The organism is Geodermatophilus siccatus, from assembly GCF_900103785.1.
Lineage (GTDB): Bacteria > Actinomycetota > Actinomycetes > Mycobacteriales > Geodermatophilaceae > Geodermatophilus > Geodermatophilus siccatus.
In genome coordinates this window covers 1-14,817 of record NZ_FNHE01000016.1, presented here as the reverse complement: position 1 = coordinate 14,817, position 14,817 = coordinate 1, and the positions used below count along the sequence as shown (strand labels likewise).

Annotated in this window: 16 protein-coding genes; 10 read left to right on the top strand and 6 right to left on the bottom strand. The window is 76.1% G+C overall.

Annotated features, from left to right (window positions below):
• The first annotated feature begins 136 nt into the window (after positions 1-136).
• The 3 genes from BLS21_RS22275 to BLS21_RS25385 all read left to right on the top strand — a co-directional run bounded on the left by BLS21_RS22275 (position 137) and on the right by BLS21_RS25385 (position 2,040).
• On the top strand, positions 137-1,072 hold the full coding sequence (locus BLS21_RS22275) for an SMP-30/gluconolactonase/LRE family protein (RefSeq protein WP_091223639.1): 936 nt from the start codon (positions 137-139) through the stop codon (positions 1,070-1,072).
• Between the two features lie 92 nt (positions 1,073-1,164).
• Entirely contained in the window at positions 1,165-1,872 is a 708-nt protein-coding gene (locus BLS21_RS22270; RefSeq protein ID WP_091223638.1) for a class E sortase, read from the top strand.
• A gap of 9 nt (positions 1,873-1,881) precedes the next feature.
• Entirely contained in the window at positions 1,882-2,040 is a 159-nt protein-coding gene (locus BLS21_RS25385) for a hypothetical protein (RefSeq protein WP_091223636.1), read from the top strand.
• A 79-nt stretch (positions 2,041-2,119) separates the two neighbouring features.
• On the opposite strand, the gene BLS21_RS22260 is transcribed toward BLS21_RS25385, so the two are convergent.
• The 3 genes from BLS21_RS22260 to BLS21_RS22250 all read right to left on the bottom strand — a co-directional run bounded on the left by BLS21_RS22260 (position 2,120) and on the right by BLS21_RS22250 (position 5,252).
• Positions 2,120-2,977 carry a tetratricopeptide repeat protein gene (locus BLS21_RS22260; protein ID WP_091223633.1) on the bottom strand — a complete coding sequence of 286 codons (858 nt, stop codon included), beginning with the start codon at positions 2,975-2,977 and terminating at the stop codon, positions 2,120-2,122.
• A gap of 173 nt (positions 2,978-3,150) precedes the next feature.
• A complete protein-coding gene (locus BLS21_RS22255; RefSeq protein WP_091223631.1) occupies positions 3,151-4,344 on the bottom strand; it encodes an ABC transporter permease in 1,194 nt (397 codons plus the stop codon).
• A complete protein-coding gene (locus tag BLS21_RS22250; RefSeq protein WP_091223629.1) occupies positions 4,341-5,252 on the bottom strand; it encodes an ABC transporter ATP-binding protein in 912 nt (303 codons plus the stop codon). The genes BLS21_RS22255 and BLS21_RS22250 overlap by 4 nt, the downstream gene beginning before the upstream one ends.
• Before the next feature lie 87 nt (positions 5,253-5,339).
• Here BLS21_RS22250 and BLS21_RS22245 point away from each other — a divergent pair, with 87 nt between their 5' ends.
• Entirely contained in the window at positions 5,340-6,026 is a 687-nt protein-coding gene (locus BLS21_RS22245) for a UdgX family uracil-DNA binding protein (protein ID WP_091223627.1), read from the top strand.
• A 96-nt stretch (positions 6,027-6,122) separates the two neighbouring features.
• Here BLS21_RS22245 and BLS21_RS22240 read toward each other — a convergent pair whose 3' ends face one another.
• Positions 6,123-7,484, bottom strand: a complete 1,362-nt coding sequence (locus BLS21_RS22240) for an MFS transporter (protein WP_091223625.1) — start codon at positions 7,482-7,484, stop codon at positions 6,123-6,125.
• Positions 7,485-7,563: 79 nt separating this feature from the next.
• Positions 7,564-8,220, bottom strand: a complete 657-nt coding sequence (pdxH, locus tag BLS21_RS22235) for a pyridoxamine 5'-phosphate oxidase (RefSeq protein ID WP_091223623.1) — start codon at positions 8,218-8,220, stop codon at positions 7,564-7,566.
• A gap of 204 nt (positions 8,221-8,424) precedes the next feature.
• On the opposite strand from pdxH, the gene BLS21_RS22230 reads away from it, so the two are divergent.
• The 4 genes from BLS21_RS22230 (at position 8,425) to BLS21_RS26295 (ending at position 12,421) form a co-directional block, all read left to right on the top strand.
• Positions 8,425-9,549, top strand: coding sequence for a citrate synthase 2 (locus BLS21_RS22230; protein ID WP_091223621.1), 1,125 nt, complete (start codon positions 8,425-8,427; stop codon positions 9,547-9,549).
• 91 nt (positions 9,550-9,640) lie between these two features.
• Positions 9,641-10,753, top strand: coding sequence for a phosphoserine transaminase (gene serC, locus BLS21_RS22225; protein WP_091223619.1), 1,113 nt, complete (start codon positions 9,641-9,643; stop codon positions 10,751-10,753).
• Positions 10,754-10,923: 170 nt separating this feature from the next.
• Positions 10,924-11,853, top strand: coding sequence for a septation protein SepH (gene sepH, locus BLS21_RS22220; RefSeq protein WP_091223617.1), 930 nt, complete (start codon positions 10,924-10,926; stop codon positions 11,851-11,853).
• Between the two features lie 94 nt (positions 11,854-11,947).
• Positions 11,948-12,421, top strand: coding sequence for a YflT domain-containing protein (locus tag BLS21_RS26295; RefSeq protein ID WP_091223615.1), 474 nt, complete (start codon positions 11,948-11,950; stop codon positions 12,419-12,421).
• A gap of 139 nt (positions 12,422-12,560) precedes the next feature.
• Here BLS21_RS26295 and BLS21_RS22210 read toward each other — a convergent pair whose 3' ends face one another.
• Positions 12,561-13,370 (bottom strand): TrmH family RNA methyltransferase, encoded by an 810-nt coding sequence (locus tag BLS21_RS22210; protein WP_091223613.1) that lies wholly within the window; start codon positions 13,368-13,370, stop codon positions 12,561-12,563.
• Positions 13,371-13,435: 65 nt separating this feature from the next.
• On the opposite strand from BLS21_RS22210, the gene BLS21_RS22205 reads away from it, so the two are divergent.
• Together BLS21_RS22205 and BLS21_RS22200 are read left to right on the top strand one after the other, a co-directional pair.
• On the top strand, positions 13,436-14,395 hold the full coding sequence (locus BLS21_RS22205) for an NAD(P)/FAD-dependent oxidoreductase (RefSeq protein WP_091223611.1): 960 nt from the start codon (positions 13,436-13,438) through the stop codon (positions 14,393-14,395).
• 190 nt (positions 14,396-14,585) lie between these two features.
• Positions 14,586-14,817: leucine zipper domain-containing protein (locus BLS21_RS22200; RefSeq protein ID WP_139177144.1), on the top strand; the 232-nt coding region annotated here is incomplete at its 3' end.

Genomic DNA, 14,817 nt, shown 5'->3' with positions numbered 1-14,817 from the left:
CCCCCCTGCTCCCGCTCCCGGTGATCATGGGGTCGTCGCAGGGGGACGCGCCGGGCGACGGCGTGTCCGCAGGCGAGAACCCCGTGATCACCGCGCTCGGCGCGCACCGGGCCCACCGCGCCGGGACGATGCGGGGGTGCAACGACTCACCGCCTCGCCCGTCCCCGGCCTGTCCCCCGCCCAGCACGGCGAAGGCCCGACGTGGGACGCCGGCCGCGGCGAGCTGCTGTGGGTCGACATCTCCGGCGGGCTGGTGCGCCGGGCCGCGGTCGACGCCGAGGGCGCGCTCACCGAGACCGGGGTGCACCGCGGCGGGGACACCGTCGGCGCCGTCGTCCCGGCGGCCGGCGGCGGGTGGCTGCTCGCCGCGGACGGCGGCTTCACGCACCTCGCGGCCGACGGCACCGCCCGGGTGCTGGTCACGCTGACCGGTGAGGGCGGCACCGAGGCCGACGGCGGCACGCGCATGAACGACGCGGCCTGCGACCCGGCCGGCCGCTTCCTCGCCGGGACGATGGCCTTCGACCAGCGCCCCGGTGCCGGGACGCTGTACCGGCTGGACCTCGACGGCACCGTCACGACCGTGCTGGACGAGCTGACGGTCTCCAACGGCATCGACTGGTCACCGGACGGCCGCACCGTCTACCTCGCCGACTCCGGCCCCGGCCTGGTGCACGCCTTCGCCTACGACGTCGGCACGGGCGCGTTCACCGACGGCCGGGTGCTCCTGGAGTTCGACCCCGACGACGGCGTCGCCGACGGGCTCACCGTCGACGACGAGGGCTGCCTCTGGACCGCGCTGTGGGGCGGCGGGCAGGTGCGCCGCTGGTCGCCGGAAGGTGAGCTGCTCGCCGTCGTCGAGGTACCCGGGGTGGCCCAGACGTCGAGCTGCGCGTTCGCCGGACCCGCGCGCGACCTGCTGGTGGTGAGCACCTCGGCCGAGGGGCTGGACGACGACGCGCGGGCCGCCCAGCCCGACGCCGGCCGGCTGTTCACCGCCCGCCCGGGGGTGACCGGTCCGCCGGCGGGGGTCTACCGCGGCCCGCTGGAGGGGCTGCGCCAGCAGGGCTGACCCCCGTTGTCCGCTGGGACGGGAGGGACCGCTGGGGTGCGGCCGCGCGGCGCTCCCGGCCGGGGGCGGCGGCCGACCTAGCATCGGTCGCCGTGTCGAGGACCCGGGCGGACGCCCTGCGCACCGCCGCCCGCGGCACCGGGCAGCTGCTGCTCACGGTCGGCTACGTGCTGCTGCTGTTCGTCGTCCACGAGCTGTGGGTGACCGACCTGCTGAGCAACGCCCGCCAGGACGAGCTGACCGCGGAGCTGCGCGAGGAGTGGTCGGCGCCGACGGCCGCCGTCCCGGCCGAGCTGCAGGGCGGCGAGGCGTTCGCGATGCTGCACATCCCGCGGCTGGGTGCCGACTACGCCCGGGCGGTCGTCGAGGGCACCGGCACCGAGGAGCTCGAGCAGGGGCCGGGCCACTACACCGGCACCGCGATGCCCGGGGAGCTGGGCAACTTCGCCGTCGCCGGGCACCGGGTGGGCCGCGGGTCGCCCTTCCTGGAGATCGACGAGCTGCGCCAGGGCGACCCGGTCGTCGTCGAGACCGCCGGCAGCTGGTTCGTCTACCGGGTCCTCGGCCCGGCCGAGCAGGTGCCCGGCCAGCAGGTCGTCTCCCCCTCGGACGTGTCGGTCATCGCGCCGACCCCCAACGGTGCGGCCGACGGCCCGCCGACGGGCGCCTACCTGACCCTGACCACCTGCCACCCCGAGTACTCCGCGCGCCAGCGCCTGGTCGTGCACGCCGTGCTCGACGGGCCCCCGCTCAGCCGCGCGGAGTCACCCGACGGGCCGCCGGCCCTGCGGGGAGTGTGAGGAGCGACCGTGTACTCCTGGATCTGGCGGCACCTGCCCGGCGGGACGGCGGTGCGGGCGCTGCTGGCCCTCGTGCTCGTCGCGGCGGTCAGCGCGTTGCTGCTGTTCGTCGTCTTCCCGTACGTCGAGCCGTACGTCCCGTTCGCCGACGTCACCGTCGACGGCTGAGCCGGCCCTGCCCTGGGCTGACTCCGCGCCCCGGTCCGCTCCTCGCTCGTTCCTCGCTGCGACGCTCCCGGTGCTGTCGTCAGCCGCCGAGCTCGCGCAGCGCCTGCGCGGCGAGGTCGTCGCCGTCCGCGGCGCCGAGCCGGAAGTGCTCCACCGCGCCGTCGAGATCGCCGCGGTCGGCGAGCAGCACGGCCAGGTTGTGGTGGCAGTAGCCGTCGCCGGCGGCGATGCCCGCGCGGTAGGCCTCCTCGGCCGCCTCCACGTCGGCCAGGTCCTCGACGTAGAAGTTGCCCAGCGGCAGCCACGCCTGGACCTCGCCGAGCTTGGCGCCGCGCTCGAGGGTGAAGCGGGCCTCCGCCCCCCGGCCGGTGACGCGCAGCAGCGCGGCCAGCGCCACCCGGGCGCCGGGGAAGCGGTCGGCCCCGCTGCGCAGGTCGACCTCCAGCGCGACGTCGTGCGAGGCGGCCCACCGCCAGCAGGCGACCACCGCGGCGGCGACGTCGTCCCCCGCGGCGGCGAGCTCGGCCGCCACGGCGATGGCCTGCTCGTGCTCGCCCTGCTCGTGCAGCAGGAACGCCAGCTGCAGGCCGCCCTGGGTGTCCCCGGCGGCGCCCGCGCCCCGGTAGGCGCGCATCGCGCCGGCCAGGTCGCCGAGCTGCTCGAGCACCAGCCCGAGGTTCACCCAGGCGTCGCGCTCGCCGCCGGCCAGCGCCTTCTCGTAGGCGTCGACGGCCTCCTCGACCCGGCCGCGCGCGGCCAGCGAGTTGCCCAGGTTGAACCAGCCGAGCGCGTCCCCCAGCTCGGCGGCCCGGCGGAAGCAGCGCTCGGCGTCCTGGGAACGTCCGGCGTCGGCCAGGTCGCAGCCCAGCTCGATGACGGCGTCGGCGTCCCGGCAGGCGCGCAGCCCCCGGAGGCGCCCGTCGAGGTCCTCCCGCATGCGGCGATCATGGCCACGCCCGGGCGCCCCGTCCTCCCCCGGCCGGGCGGTCTCACCCGTCGGAGGAGGTGCAGGTCACCCGGCAGGAGTCAGCCGCCCGCACGGGCACGGAGGCGGCCCCGTCCAGAGGCTCGCCGCGAGCCTGCGAGCGGTGAGGAGGACGGGGTCCTTCGTCAGGCGCGCTCGGCCCGCAGCGCCTCGCGCACCTTCGTCCTGCCGCTGGTGCGCACCAGGGCGCCGGCGTAGACCCGCCCGCCGAGGCGGACGGCCAGGCCGACGGCTCCGAGCATGAGGACGACGGCCAGCGCCACCTCCCAGCCCGCTGCCTCCCCGGCCGCCTGGCGCACCGGCATGACCAGCGGGGAGAGGCCGGGCACGAAGGAGGTGACCGTGGCGAGCGTGCCGCCGGGGTCGCCGGCCGCCTGGACCGCCACGAGGAACCCGACCACCAGGAGCATCGACGCCGGGACGAGCACGCTGCCGAGGTCCTCCTGCCGGCTGACCAGCGACGCCGCCACGGCGAAGACGCAGGCGTAGAACGCGTAGCCGAGCACGAACCAGGCGACGACGGTGGCCACGGTCCCGATCAGCTCCCCCGGGACGTCGACCAGGTCGAACACCAGCGCGCCGGTCACCCCCACCGCGCCGATGACGACGATCTGCCCCAGCCCCAGCAGGCCGAGCCCGAGGATCTTGCCGGCCAGCAGCTGCCACGGCCGCATGGTCGCGAGCAGCAGCTCCACCACCCGGCTGGCCTTCTCCTCCACCACGCCCTGGGCGACGAACTGCCCGAACAGGATCAGCAGGCCGTAGAGGACGACGACGCCCATGATCGCCACGACCACCCGCTGACCGTCGTCCTCCCCCTCGTCGCCGACCGGGGTCACCGCCACGTCCGGCAGGGACTGCAGGTCGACGCCGGCCTCGAGCAGCCGGTCGGCGACGGCCAGCCCGCTGACCGCGCCGCCGACGACCGCCTCCAGCGCGGGGTCCCGGTCGAGGAGCAGCAGCTCGGGGGCCGGCCCGGTGCCGTCGACCAGGGCCGCGTCGACCTCCTCGGCCTCGACGGCGTCGCGCGCCGCGGCCGCGTCGGGGACGTCGACGACCTCGACGTCCACGCCGACCGCCTCGCCCTGCGCCTCGACCGCGGGTCCGATCCGGCCGTCGTCGGCAACGACGGCGACGCGGCTGGTCCCCTCCCCGCTGCTGACCACCACCTGGAAGGCCATCGTGCCCAGCAGCAGCAGGAGGATGACCACCGAGCTGATGACGAAGTTCTTGTCGCGGATGCGGCTGGAGACCTCCCGCGCCGCGACCAGCCGGACCAGCGCGGCGCTCCCCGGCGAGCGGGGTCCGGACGACGTCACGCGGCGACCTCCCCGGCCGGCTCGGCGACCGCCTCGCGGAACAGCTCGACCAGGCTCGGCTCGCGCCAGGCGAAGTGCGCGACCCGGCCGGTGCGCAGCGCCGCGGCGAGCACCGCCTGGTCGTCGGTGCCGGGCGCGAGCTCCAGCAGGGTGTCGCCGGCCAGCTCGGACTCCACCCGCACGCCGGGCAGCGCGGCCGCCCACCCCGGCGGCGCGTCCGGGACGACGACCCGCAGCAGCCGGCCGGGCTCGCGGCGGCGCAGCTCGGGAACCGGCCCGGCGGCCACCATCGACCCGCGGGCGAGGATGCCCACGGCGTCGCAGAGCCGCTCGACCAGGTCGAGCTGGTGGCTGGAGAAGACGACCGGGACGCCGCCGCGCACCTGCTCGAGCAACGCCTCGGCCAGCGCGTCGACGCCCACCGGGTCCAGGCCGGAGAACGGCTCGTCGAGGATGAGCACCTCGGGCCGGCTGACCAGGGCCGCGGCCAGCTGCACCCGCTGCTGGTTGCCCAGCGACAGCTCCTCCACCCGGGAGCGGCGGCGGTCGGCGAGGCCCAGCCGGTCGGCCCAGTGCTCCGCGGCGCGGGCGGCGGCGGCGCCGTCCAGCCCGTGCAGCCGGGCGAAGTAGGCCAGCTGCTCGCCGACCCGCATCTTGGGGTAGAGGCCGCGCTCCTCCGGCATGTAGCCGATCCGGCGGCGCAGCGCCTGGTCCAGCGGCCGGCCCTGCCAGCGCACCTCGCCGGCGTCGGCGCGGACCAGCCCCATCGCGATCCGCATCGTCGTCGTCTTCCCGGCGCCGTTGGAGCCGCAGAAGCCGAACATCGAGCCCGGGGCGACCGCGAACGAGACCCCGTCGAGCACCCGGTTGGCGCCGTAGCTCTTGTGCAGACCGTCGAACTCCAGCACGCGTCCCCCCTGTCACCCTCCGTTGCCGGGTCAACGTATCGGTCGGCACCTCTCGCGCCGGGACGCCTGGTGGGGTGTCATCGGCCCATGAGCCAGGAGAACGTGCCGGCGCAGCCGCCGACCGGGGTCGGGCTGGAGGGGCTCCGGACGGCGGCCGCCGGGTGCAGGGCGTGCGAGCTGTGGCAGGGCACCACCCAGACCGTGTTCGGCGAGGGGCCGGAGACCGCCCGCATCGTCTTCGTGGGCGAGCAGCCCGGCGACCAGGAGGACCGCAAGGGCGAGCCCTTCGTCGGCCCGGCCGGCCGGCTGCTCGACCGGGCGCTGGGTGATGCCGGCATCGACCGCCGCGACGCCTACATCACCAACGCCGTCAAGCACTTCCGGTTCACGCAGAAGGGCAAGCGGCGGATCCACCAGACCCCCGGGCCCGAGCACCTGCGGGCCTGCCGGCCGTGGCTGGAGGCGGAGTTCGCCGTCCTGCAGCCGGAGGTGGTCGTCTGCCTGGGCGCCACGGCGGCCAAGGCGCTGATCTCGCCGACCTTCCGGATCACCAAGGACCGCGGCCAGCTGCTCCCGTGGACCCCGCCGGGCGTGGCCCGCGCCGAGGCCGGCGACGACCGCCCCGCGGACGACGACGAGGACGCGCCGCACCAGACCTGGATGCTGGCCACCACGCACCCCTCGGCGATCCTGCGCACGCCGGACGAGGCCCGCGAGGCCGCCTACGAGGCGCTCGTCGCCGACCTCAGGGTGGTCGCGCACGCGCTCGCCTGAGGGCGCGCGGCCGGGTGAGCGGTCGCGGTCGGCGACGTGCGAGGACACGCCGTGGGCGGCAGCCGCGACTGCTCACCCGGCCCCTGCGGGCCGCCCTCAGCCGTGGGCGGAGGGCTGGGCCGAGCGGGAGGCGCGGAAGACCCAGAACGAGGGCACGACCAGCGCCACGACCGCCATCGCGACGACGACCACCACGCCGCCGGACACCATCGCCGCGGTGACCCCCGCGGCGCTCGCGATCGCGCCGGCCCGCAGGTCCCCCAGCCGGGGCCCGCCGGCGACGACGACGAGGAACACGCCCTGCATGCGCCCGCGCATCCCCTCCGGCGCGGCCAGCTGCAGCATCGAGGAGCGCAGCACCGCGCTGACCATGTCGCCGGCGCCCGCCACCGCGAGGCAGAGCACGGCCAGCCACAGCGTCGAGGCGAACCCGAAGCCGATGATCGCGATGCCCCACACGACGATCGCGACGAGGACGACCGCGCCCTGCCGGTCCACCCGCGACACCCACCCCGACGTCAGCCCCATGAGCAGCGCGCCGATGGAGATGCCGGCGAACAGCCAGCCCAGGCTGTTCGGCGAGTCGGCGTAGCGGCCCTCCGACAGCTCCGGGAAGACCGCCTGCGGCCAGGCGAAGAGCATCGCGAGGACGTCGACGACGAAGGTCATCAGCAGCACCGGCTGGGTGCGCAGGAAGGCGAAGCCCTCGGCCACGCCCCGCACGGCGGCGCCCAGCCGCAGCGGCCCGGCGTCCCGTCCGGGGGGCAGCGGCGGCAGCCCGCGCAGCAGCAGGACGGCGACCAGGAAGCCGAGCGCGTCGACGGCGTAGGTGACCGGCAGGCTGCCGACGGCGATGAGCAGCCCGGCCAGCAGCGGGCCGGCGATGACCCCGACCTGGCGCACCGTCATCGCCAGGGCGTTCGCCGCCGGCACGCCCTCGGCGCCGACCAGCGCGGGGATGACGGCGCTGCGGGTGGGCTGGTTGACCGCGGTGAACCCGGAGACGCAGGCGGTGAGCGCCCACAGCAGCGCCAGGTTCCCGCCCCCGGGCAGCAGCGCCTGCACCGCCAGCAGCGCGCTGGTGACCGCCGAGCCGACGCCGGTGACCAGCATCAGCCGCCGGCGGTCCATCGAGTCGGCGATCGCGCCGCCGAGCAGGCCGAAGACGATCAGCGGCACCAGGGCCACCACCGAGGTGACGCCGACCAGCAGGGAGGAGCCGGTGAGCGCGTAGACCTGGTACGGGACGGCGACCAGCGTCATCTGCTGGCCGAGCATCGTGGCCGCCACGCCCCAGAACAGCCGCCGGTAGTGCGGGTTGCGCAGCGGGCTGGTGTCGATCGCCCAGGCGCGGCGCTGCCGGGGCGGCACCGGTACCGGCTCCTCGACCGGACCGCCGCCCTCGACGGGGTCGACCGGGTACGGCGCCTGGCCCGGCGGGTCCGCGGGACCGCTCACCACGTCACCTGTTCGCTCCCGCGGAACGCTCCGCTCCCCGCTCGCCGGCGCCCGCCGCGCTGCTCGCGCCCCCGTCCGCTCACGGGGCCAGCCGCTGGACGACCCAGCCGCCGCCCTCCTCGTCGTCGCGGACGAAGCGCAGCCGGTCGTGCAGCCGGTCGGTCCCGCCCTGCCAGAACTCGACGGAGTCGGGCACCACCCGGTAGCCGCCCCAGATCGCGGGTCGCGGCAGCTTCTCGCCCCCGGTCTCGGCGTCCAGCCGGCGCAGCCGCTCGACCAGCTCCTCGCGGGAGTCGACCGTCGTCGACTGGATCGACGCGGCGGCGGCCAGCTGCGCGCCGCGGGGGCGGGGGTCCCACAGGTCGTCGCTGGCGGCGTCGCCCACCCGCTCGACCCGGCCGGTGACGCGCACCTGCCGCTGCAGCGCGTGCCAGGGGAAGACCAGGGCCGCGCGCGGGTTGACCGCCAGCTGGGCGCCCTTGGTCGAGGCGTAGCTGGTGACGAAGACGAAGCCGGCCTCGTCGTAGCCCTTCAGCAGCACGATGCGCGCGTCGGGGGCGCCGTCGGCGTCCGCGGTGGCGACCACCACGGCGTTGGGCTCGGGCAGCTCGGCGGCGACGGCGTCGGCGAACCAGCGGTCGAACTGCTCGACCCAGGTGGGGGCGAGGTCGTCCTCGCGGAGGCCCCGGGTCTCGTAGTCCCTGCGCATGCGGGAGAGGTCGGGCACGGCCTCCATGCTGTCACCCGCCGTCCCCGCGAGATCTGCACAGTGGTGGTCGTCGAGCGCCCGATGACCGCCACCGTGCAGATCTCGCGGGAGGGAGCGCCGTCCGCTGCGCCCCGGGTGTCCCGGCGCCGTCGGCACGGCCTAGGGTCGCAACCGCAGTCGTGCGCCGCCTCCCGCGCGGGCACGAGTCCCGCGCGCAGAGGAGCATGCGAGATGGCCGACGACTTCGTACCCGGCCTGGAGGGCGTGATCGCCTTCGAGACGGAGATCGCCGAACCGGACAAGGACGGCGGCTCCCTCCGGTACCGGGGCGTCGACATCGAGGACCTGGTCGGCAAGGTCACCTTCGGCAACGTGTGGGCGCTGCTGGTCGACGGCAAGTTCGGTCCGGGCCTGCCGCCGGCCGAGCCCTTCCCCATCCCCGTGCACACCGGCGACGTCCGCGTCGACGTCCAGGCCGCGCTGGCCATGCTCACCCCGATCTGGGGTTACAAGCCGCTGCTGGACATCTCCGCCGAGGAGGCCCGCGAGGAGCTCGCCCGGGCGGCGGTCATGGCGCTGTCCTACGTCGCCCAGTCCGCCCGCGGCATCGGCATCCCGGCCGTCCCGCAGAAGCGCATCGACGAGGCCTCCACCATCGTCGAGCGCTTCATGGTCCGCTGGCGCGGCGAGCCCGACCCCCGCCACGTCGCCGCCGTCGACGCGTACTGGACGTCGGCCGCCGAGCACGGCATGAACGCCTCCACCTTCACCGCCCGCGTCATCGCCTCCACCGGCGCCGACGTCGCCGCCTCGCTGTCCGGCGCCATCGGCGCGATGTCCGGCCCGCTGCACGGCGGCGCCCCCTCCCGGGTGCTGCACATGCTGGACGGCGTGGAGCAGACCGGGGACGCGGAGAAGTACGTCAAGGACCTCCTCGATCGGCACGAGCGGCTGATGGGCTTCGGCCACCGGGTCTACCGCGCCGAGGACCCGCGCGCCCGCACGCTGCGCAAGGCCGCCAAGGAGCTCGGCGCCCCCCGCTTCGAGGCCGCGCTGGCCCTCGAGCAGGCCGCCCTCAAGGAGCTGCGCGAGCGGCGCCCCGACCGCCCGATCGAGACCAACGTGGAGTTCTGGGCGGCGATCGTGCTGGACTTCGCCGAGGTGCCCAGCCACATGTTCACCTCGATGTTCACCTGTGCCCGCACCGCCGGCTGGTGCGCGCACATCCTCGAGCAGAAGAACACCGGCCGCCTCGTGCGCCCGTCGGCCCGCTACGTCGGCCCGGCCCCGCGCAGGCCCGAGGAGGTCGAGGGCTTCGACACCATCAAGGTCAAGCCCATCGACCAGCCGGCCTGAGTCGGCAGCACGACCTCCGACGGCCCGGGCCCGCACCAGCGGTCCCGGGCCGTCGCCGCTCCCCACCCGATCTTGAGAGGTAGTCCTCCGGATGAGCATCACCATCCCCGCCGACCTCCTGCCCTCCGACGGCCGCTTCGGCTGCGGTCCGTCGAAGGTGCGTCCCGAGGCCCTCGAGGCGCTGGCCGGCAGCGGCGCCACCCTCATGGGGACCTCCCACCGCCAGGCGCCGGTCAAGGGCCTGGTCCGCCAGGTGCGCGAGGGGCTGACCGAGCTGTTCGACCTGCCCGACGGCTACGAGGTCGTCCTCGGCAACGGCGGGACGACGGCGTTCTGGGACGCCGCGATCATCGGGCTGATCCGCGAGCGCAGCGCCCACGGCACCTACGGCGAGTTCTCCAGCAAGTTCGCCTCCGGCGTGGCCGAGGCCCCCTTCCTCGCCGACCCGGTCATCGCCAAGGCCGAGCCGGGGTCGCTGGCCCTGCCCACCGCCACCGACGGCGTCGACGTCTACGCGTGGGCGCACAACGAGACCTCGACCGGTGTCATGGCCCCGGTGCAGCGGCCGCACGCCACCGACGACGCGCTGGTGCTCATCGACGCCACCAGCGCCGCCGGCGGGCTGCCGGTCGACGTCACGCAGACCGACGTCTACTACTTCGCCCCGCAGAAGAACTTCGGTGGGGACGGCGGGCTGTGGGTGGCGCTCATGTCGCGCGACGCCCTCGACCGCATCGCCGAGATCAAGGCGTCGGGCCGCTGGGTCCCCGGGTTCCTGGACCTGTCCATCGCCGTCGACAACTCGGCCAAGGACCAGACCTACAACACCCCGGCCGTCGCCACGCTGTTCCTGCTGGCCGACCAGATCCGCTGGCTGCTGTCCCTGGGCGGCCTCTCCGGCGCCGTCGCGCGCACCCAGGACTCCTCGAGCCGGCTCTACGGCTGGGCCGAGCAGTCGCAGTTCGCCACGCCGTTCGTGGCCGACCGCGACCAGCGCTCCTGGGTCGTCGGCACCGTCGACTTCGACGAGTCGGTGGACGCCGCCGAGGTGGCGAAGGTGCTGCGCGCCAACGGCGTCGTGGACGTCGAGCCCTACCGCAAGCTGGGCCGCAACCAGCTGCGGGTGGGCATGTTCCCCTCCGTCGAGCCGGACGACGTCAGCGCGCTGACCGCCTGCATCGACTTCGTCGTCGGCAAGCTGTGACCCCCCGGGTGCGGGAGCGCGCGTCCGCGCTCCCGCACGGGGCCGCGCCACGCCGGGCGAGCCTGCCGACACGCTCCCGCGTGCGCGGATAGCCTCGCAAGCGGACTCCCCCATCCCGGGACCGGTCCGCCCGCCGTCCCGACCCCGAGCACCCACCCAGGAGGCCGCCCATGCGTCAGCTGCGGCTGGTGGCGCTCTCCGACGACGGCACGAGCCTCGTGCTGGCCCTCGACGGCGCCGAACCCGGCGAGGAGGGCGAGCGGTTCGAGCTGCCGATCGACGAGCGGGTCCGCGCCGCCGCCCGCGGGGACGCCCGCCGGCTCGGCCAGATCGACGTGGAGATCGGCGCGACGCTGCCGCCGCGGGTCATCCAGGCCCGCATCCGCGCCGGGGAGACCCCCGAGCAGGTGGCGCAGGCCTCCGGGATCCGGGTCGAGCGGATCATGCGCTTCGCCCACCCGGTGCTGCAGGAGCGCGAGCGGGTGGCCGAGCGGGCCCGGGAGGCCCGGGTGCGGCTGTCCGAGGGCGCGCCGTCGGTCCCGCTGCAGCAGTTCATGTCCGAGCGGCTGCGGCTGCTCGGCGCCGACCTCGACGCCGTCCGCTGGGACGCCCACCGCGCCGGCGACGGCGTCTGGCAGGTCACCGCGGCCTGGCAGGCCGGCGCCAAGTCCGGCGTCACCCGGTGGGCGTACGACGTCCCGACCCGCACCGTCGCCCCGGTCGACGCCGCCACCACCGACTTCGCCGAGGGCACCCGCCTGGTGCGCGTCGTCCCGCACGTGCCGACCGAGCGGCCGACACCGGTGCGCAGCCGGCCGGTCGTCGTCGTCCCCGACGACGGCGTCGCGGCCCCGGCCTCCTCCCGGCTCGCCCGGGACGAGGACGGCGACCCGGCCCCGGACGACGACGTGCGACCGGTGCTGCCGGCCGACGGCTCCCCCGCCGGCACCCGCCGCACCGACGCGCCCGCCGACGAGGACGACATCAGCGAGCACGACACCGTGGTCCTGGGCCGCCCCGGAGGGGACGACGACGAGGACCCGCGGGCCCGCATCCCGGCGTGGGAGGACATCGTCTTCGGGGTCCGCCGGCACCGCTGACCTGCGGTTACCCGTGCGGGTGCGCTCGGCGACGAGTGACGCCGGCCACTCCGCGGGAGGTGTCCGCGCGGAACTGCCGGGTACCACGGGAGACATGTCAGCCTCGGTGTCCATGCCCCTCGGCGGCGTACAGGTCGGTTCCTTCGACTCCTACGAGCAGGCCCAGGCCGCCGTCGACTACCTCGCCGACCAGAAGTTCCCCGTCGAGAACGTCACGATCATCGGCTCGGACCTGCGCCAGGTCGAGCGGGTCACCGGCCGGCTCACCTGGGGCCGGGTGCTCGCCGCGGGCGCGGCCGGTGGCGCCTGGTGGGGGCTGTTCGTCGGCCTGCTCCTCGGCATCTTCGCCGTGGACGGCTCCGCCTGGATCGGCTCGCTCCTGACCGGCCTGCTCATCGGTCTGCTCTTCGGCATGCTGTTCGCCGCGATCGGTTACTCCGCCAGCCGGGGACGGCGCGACTTCACCAGCACCAGCACCGTGGTCGCCGGCCGCTACGACGTCATGTGCAACCCCGCCCGCGCCGAGGAGGCCCGGGCGCACCTGGCCCGCTTCTCGCTCCGCGGCTGAGGCTGCCCTCCTGCAGCGTCGGGCCGTGGCCCCGTCCAGAGGGTCGCCGCGAGCTCGGACGGCCCCGCTCGGAGGCTCGCCCCGAGCTTGCGAGGGGTGAGGAGAGCGGGGTCCTTCTCGAGGAGGACGGGGTCCTTCCTCAGCGCAGCGTCGCGAACGCCACCGCGGCCGCGGCGGCGACGCCCAGGGAGTCGACGCCGGCCCGCATGGGGATGCGCGCCCGCACCCGCGCGACCCGCTGCGCCTCCGGGGTCAGCCCCGGCCCCTCCGCCCCGAGCAGCACCGCCGTGCGCGGGTGCGCCCGCGGGTCCACCTCCGCCAGGTCGACCGCGTCGTCGGCCGGGGTGAGTGCCACGGTCAGGTAGCCCGCCCCGTGCAGCCGGTCCAGCCCGCCGGGCCAGTCGGGCAGGACGGCGAACGGCAGCGCCAGCACGTGGCCCATCGAGACCCGCACCGACCGGCGGTAGAGCGGGTCGGCGCAGCGCGGGTCCAGCAGCAGGCCGTCGACGCCGAGGGCCACCGCGGAGCGGGCGATCGACCCCAGGTTCTCCGCGTCGTTGAGCGCCTCCAGCACGGCCAGCCGCCGGGGCGCGGCCGGGTCCGGCCCGGCCAGCAGCGCGTCGAGGTCGGCCGGGGGACGGCGGTCGGCCGAGGCCAGCACACCGCGGGTCAGCCGGAAGCCGATGACCTCCGAGAGCACCCACTTGTCCGCCTCGTAGGCCGCCACCCCCTCCGGCAGGTCGAGCGCCGCCAGCCGCCCGGGCACGCCCAGCACAGCGCGCACCTGGTAGGGGGAGGCCAGCAGCCGCTGCACCGCCGGGACGCCCTCCACGATGACCGGTCCGGTGCCGCGCTCGCTGCCCGGCCTGCGGTCCCCGGCCTTGAGGTCGCGGAAGTCGGCCACCCGCGGGTCGTCCGGGTCGGTGATCGTCGTGGGGCTCGGCGGCACGGCGTCGATCCTCCCAAGCCGTGCTCGGCGGGCGGTCGCGCCGTCCGGCCCGCAGGATCGTCGGCGTGCCCTCCTCCCCCGTGACCGTCGTCGGCGCCGGCATCGCCGGGATCGCCTGCGCCCGCGCCCTGGCCGCGGCGGGGACGCCCGTCCGCGTGCTCGACCGCGGTCGCCGGCCGGGCGGGCGCATGGCCTCCCGGACGCTGTCCCGGCGGACCGTCGACATCGGCGCCTCGTACCTGACCGCGCAGGAGGGCTCGCCGTTCGCCGCGGTGGTCGACGACTGGGTCGCGCGCGGCCTGGCCCGCCCGTGGACCGACACCTTCGCCGTCGCCGGGCCCGACGGGTTGCGGTCCGCCACCACCGGTCCGCCCCGGTACGCCGCGCCCACCGGGCTGCGCTCGCTGGTCGCCGACCTGGCCACGGGGCTGGACGTCGAGAGCGGGCGCACGGTCGCCACCGCCGGCCCCGGCCCGCGGGTGGACGGCGAGGACGTGCCGGCCGTCGTCCTGGCCATGCCCGACCCGCAGGCCCGCCGCGTGCTCGACGCCGACACGGCCGGGCGGCTGCTCGACGACCGGCCGTGGGAGCCGTCGCTGGCCGTCGTGCTCGGGTGGTCCGAGCGACGCTGGCCGGCCGACCTGCACGGCGCGTTCGTCCACGACGACCCGGCGGTCACCTGGGTGGCCGACGACGGCGACCGGCGCGGGGACGGCGCCCCGGTGCTGGTCGCCCACACCACGGCGGGGCTGGCGGCCGCACACCTCGAGGACCCGGACGCCGCCGCCGGCCCGGTCACCGCCGCGGTCGGCCGGGCGCTGGGGATCGACGTCCCGCCGGCCTGGACGGCGGTGCAGCGCTGGACGTACGCGCGCCCGGCCGAGCCGCGCTCGGAGCCCTTCGGGCTGGCCGACGGCGTCGGCGTCTGCGGTGACGGGTGGTCGGCGCCGTCCCGGGTGGAGAGCGCCTGGACCTCCGGGCACCTCCTCGGCGCCGAGCTGGGCCGCGCTCTGCTCGCGGCGTGACAGTCGCGATCATGGCGCCCTGACCACCCCAGGCTCCCCGCGGTGGTCCCGGCGCCGTGATCGCGGAGAGTGGCGGCTAGCTGTCGTAGCCAGGGACGTTGTTGACGGTCGGCGTGGCGCCTTGGTGACGAAGGAGACCTCCGGAAGGAGTGGCGGTGCTTGACGTCGCCGTTGCCAACCGGAGGTCTCCGTGGCCCACGCTAACGCCCGTACCACCGTGTTCGCCCGCACGCTGATCGTCGACCGTGTCCTGGCCGGTCACCGGCCCGGTGAAGTGGCCAAGCAGCTGGGCGTCAGTCGGCAGACGGTTCACAAGTGGGTGCGCCGCTGGCGCGCCGAGGGCGAGGCCGGGCTGGCCGACCGCTCCTCGCGGCCGCACCGCATGCCCCGGCAGACCTCGCCGGAGACGGTCGCGGCGATCG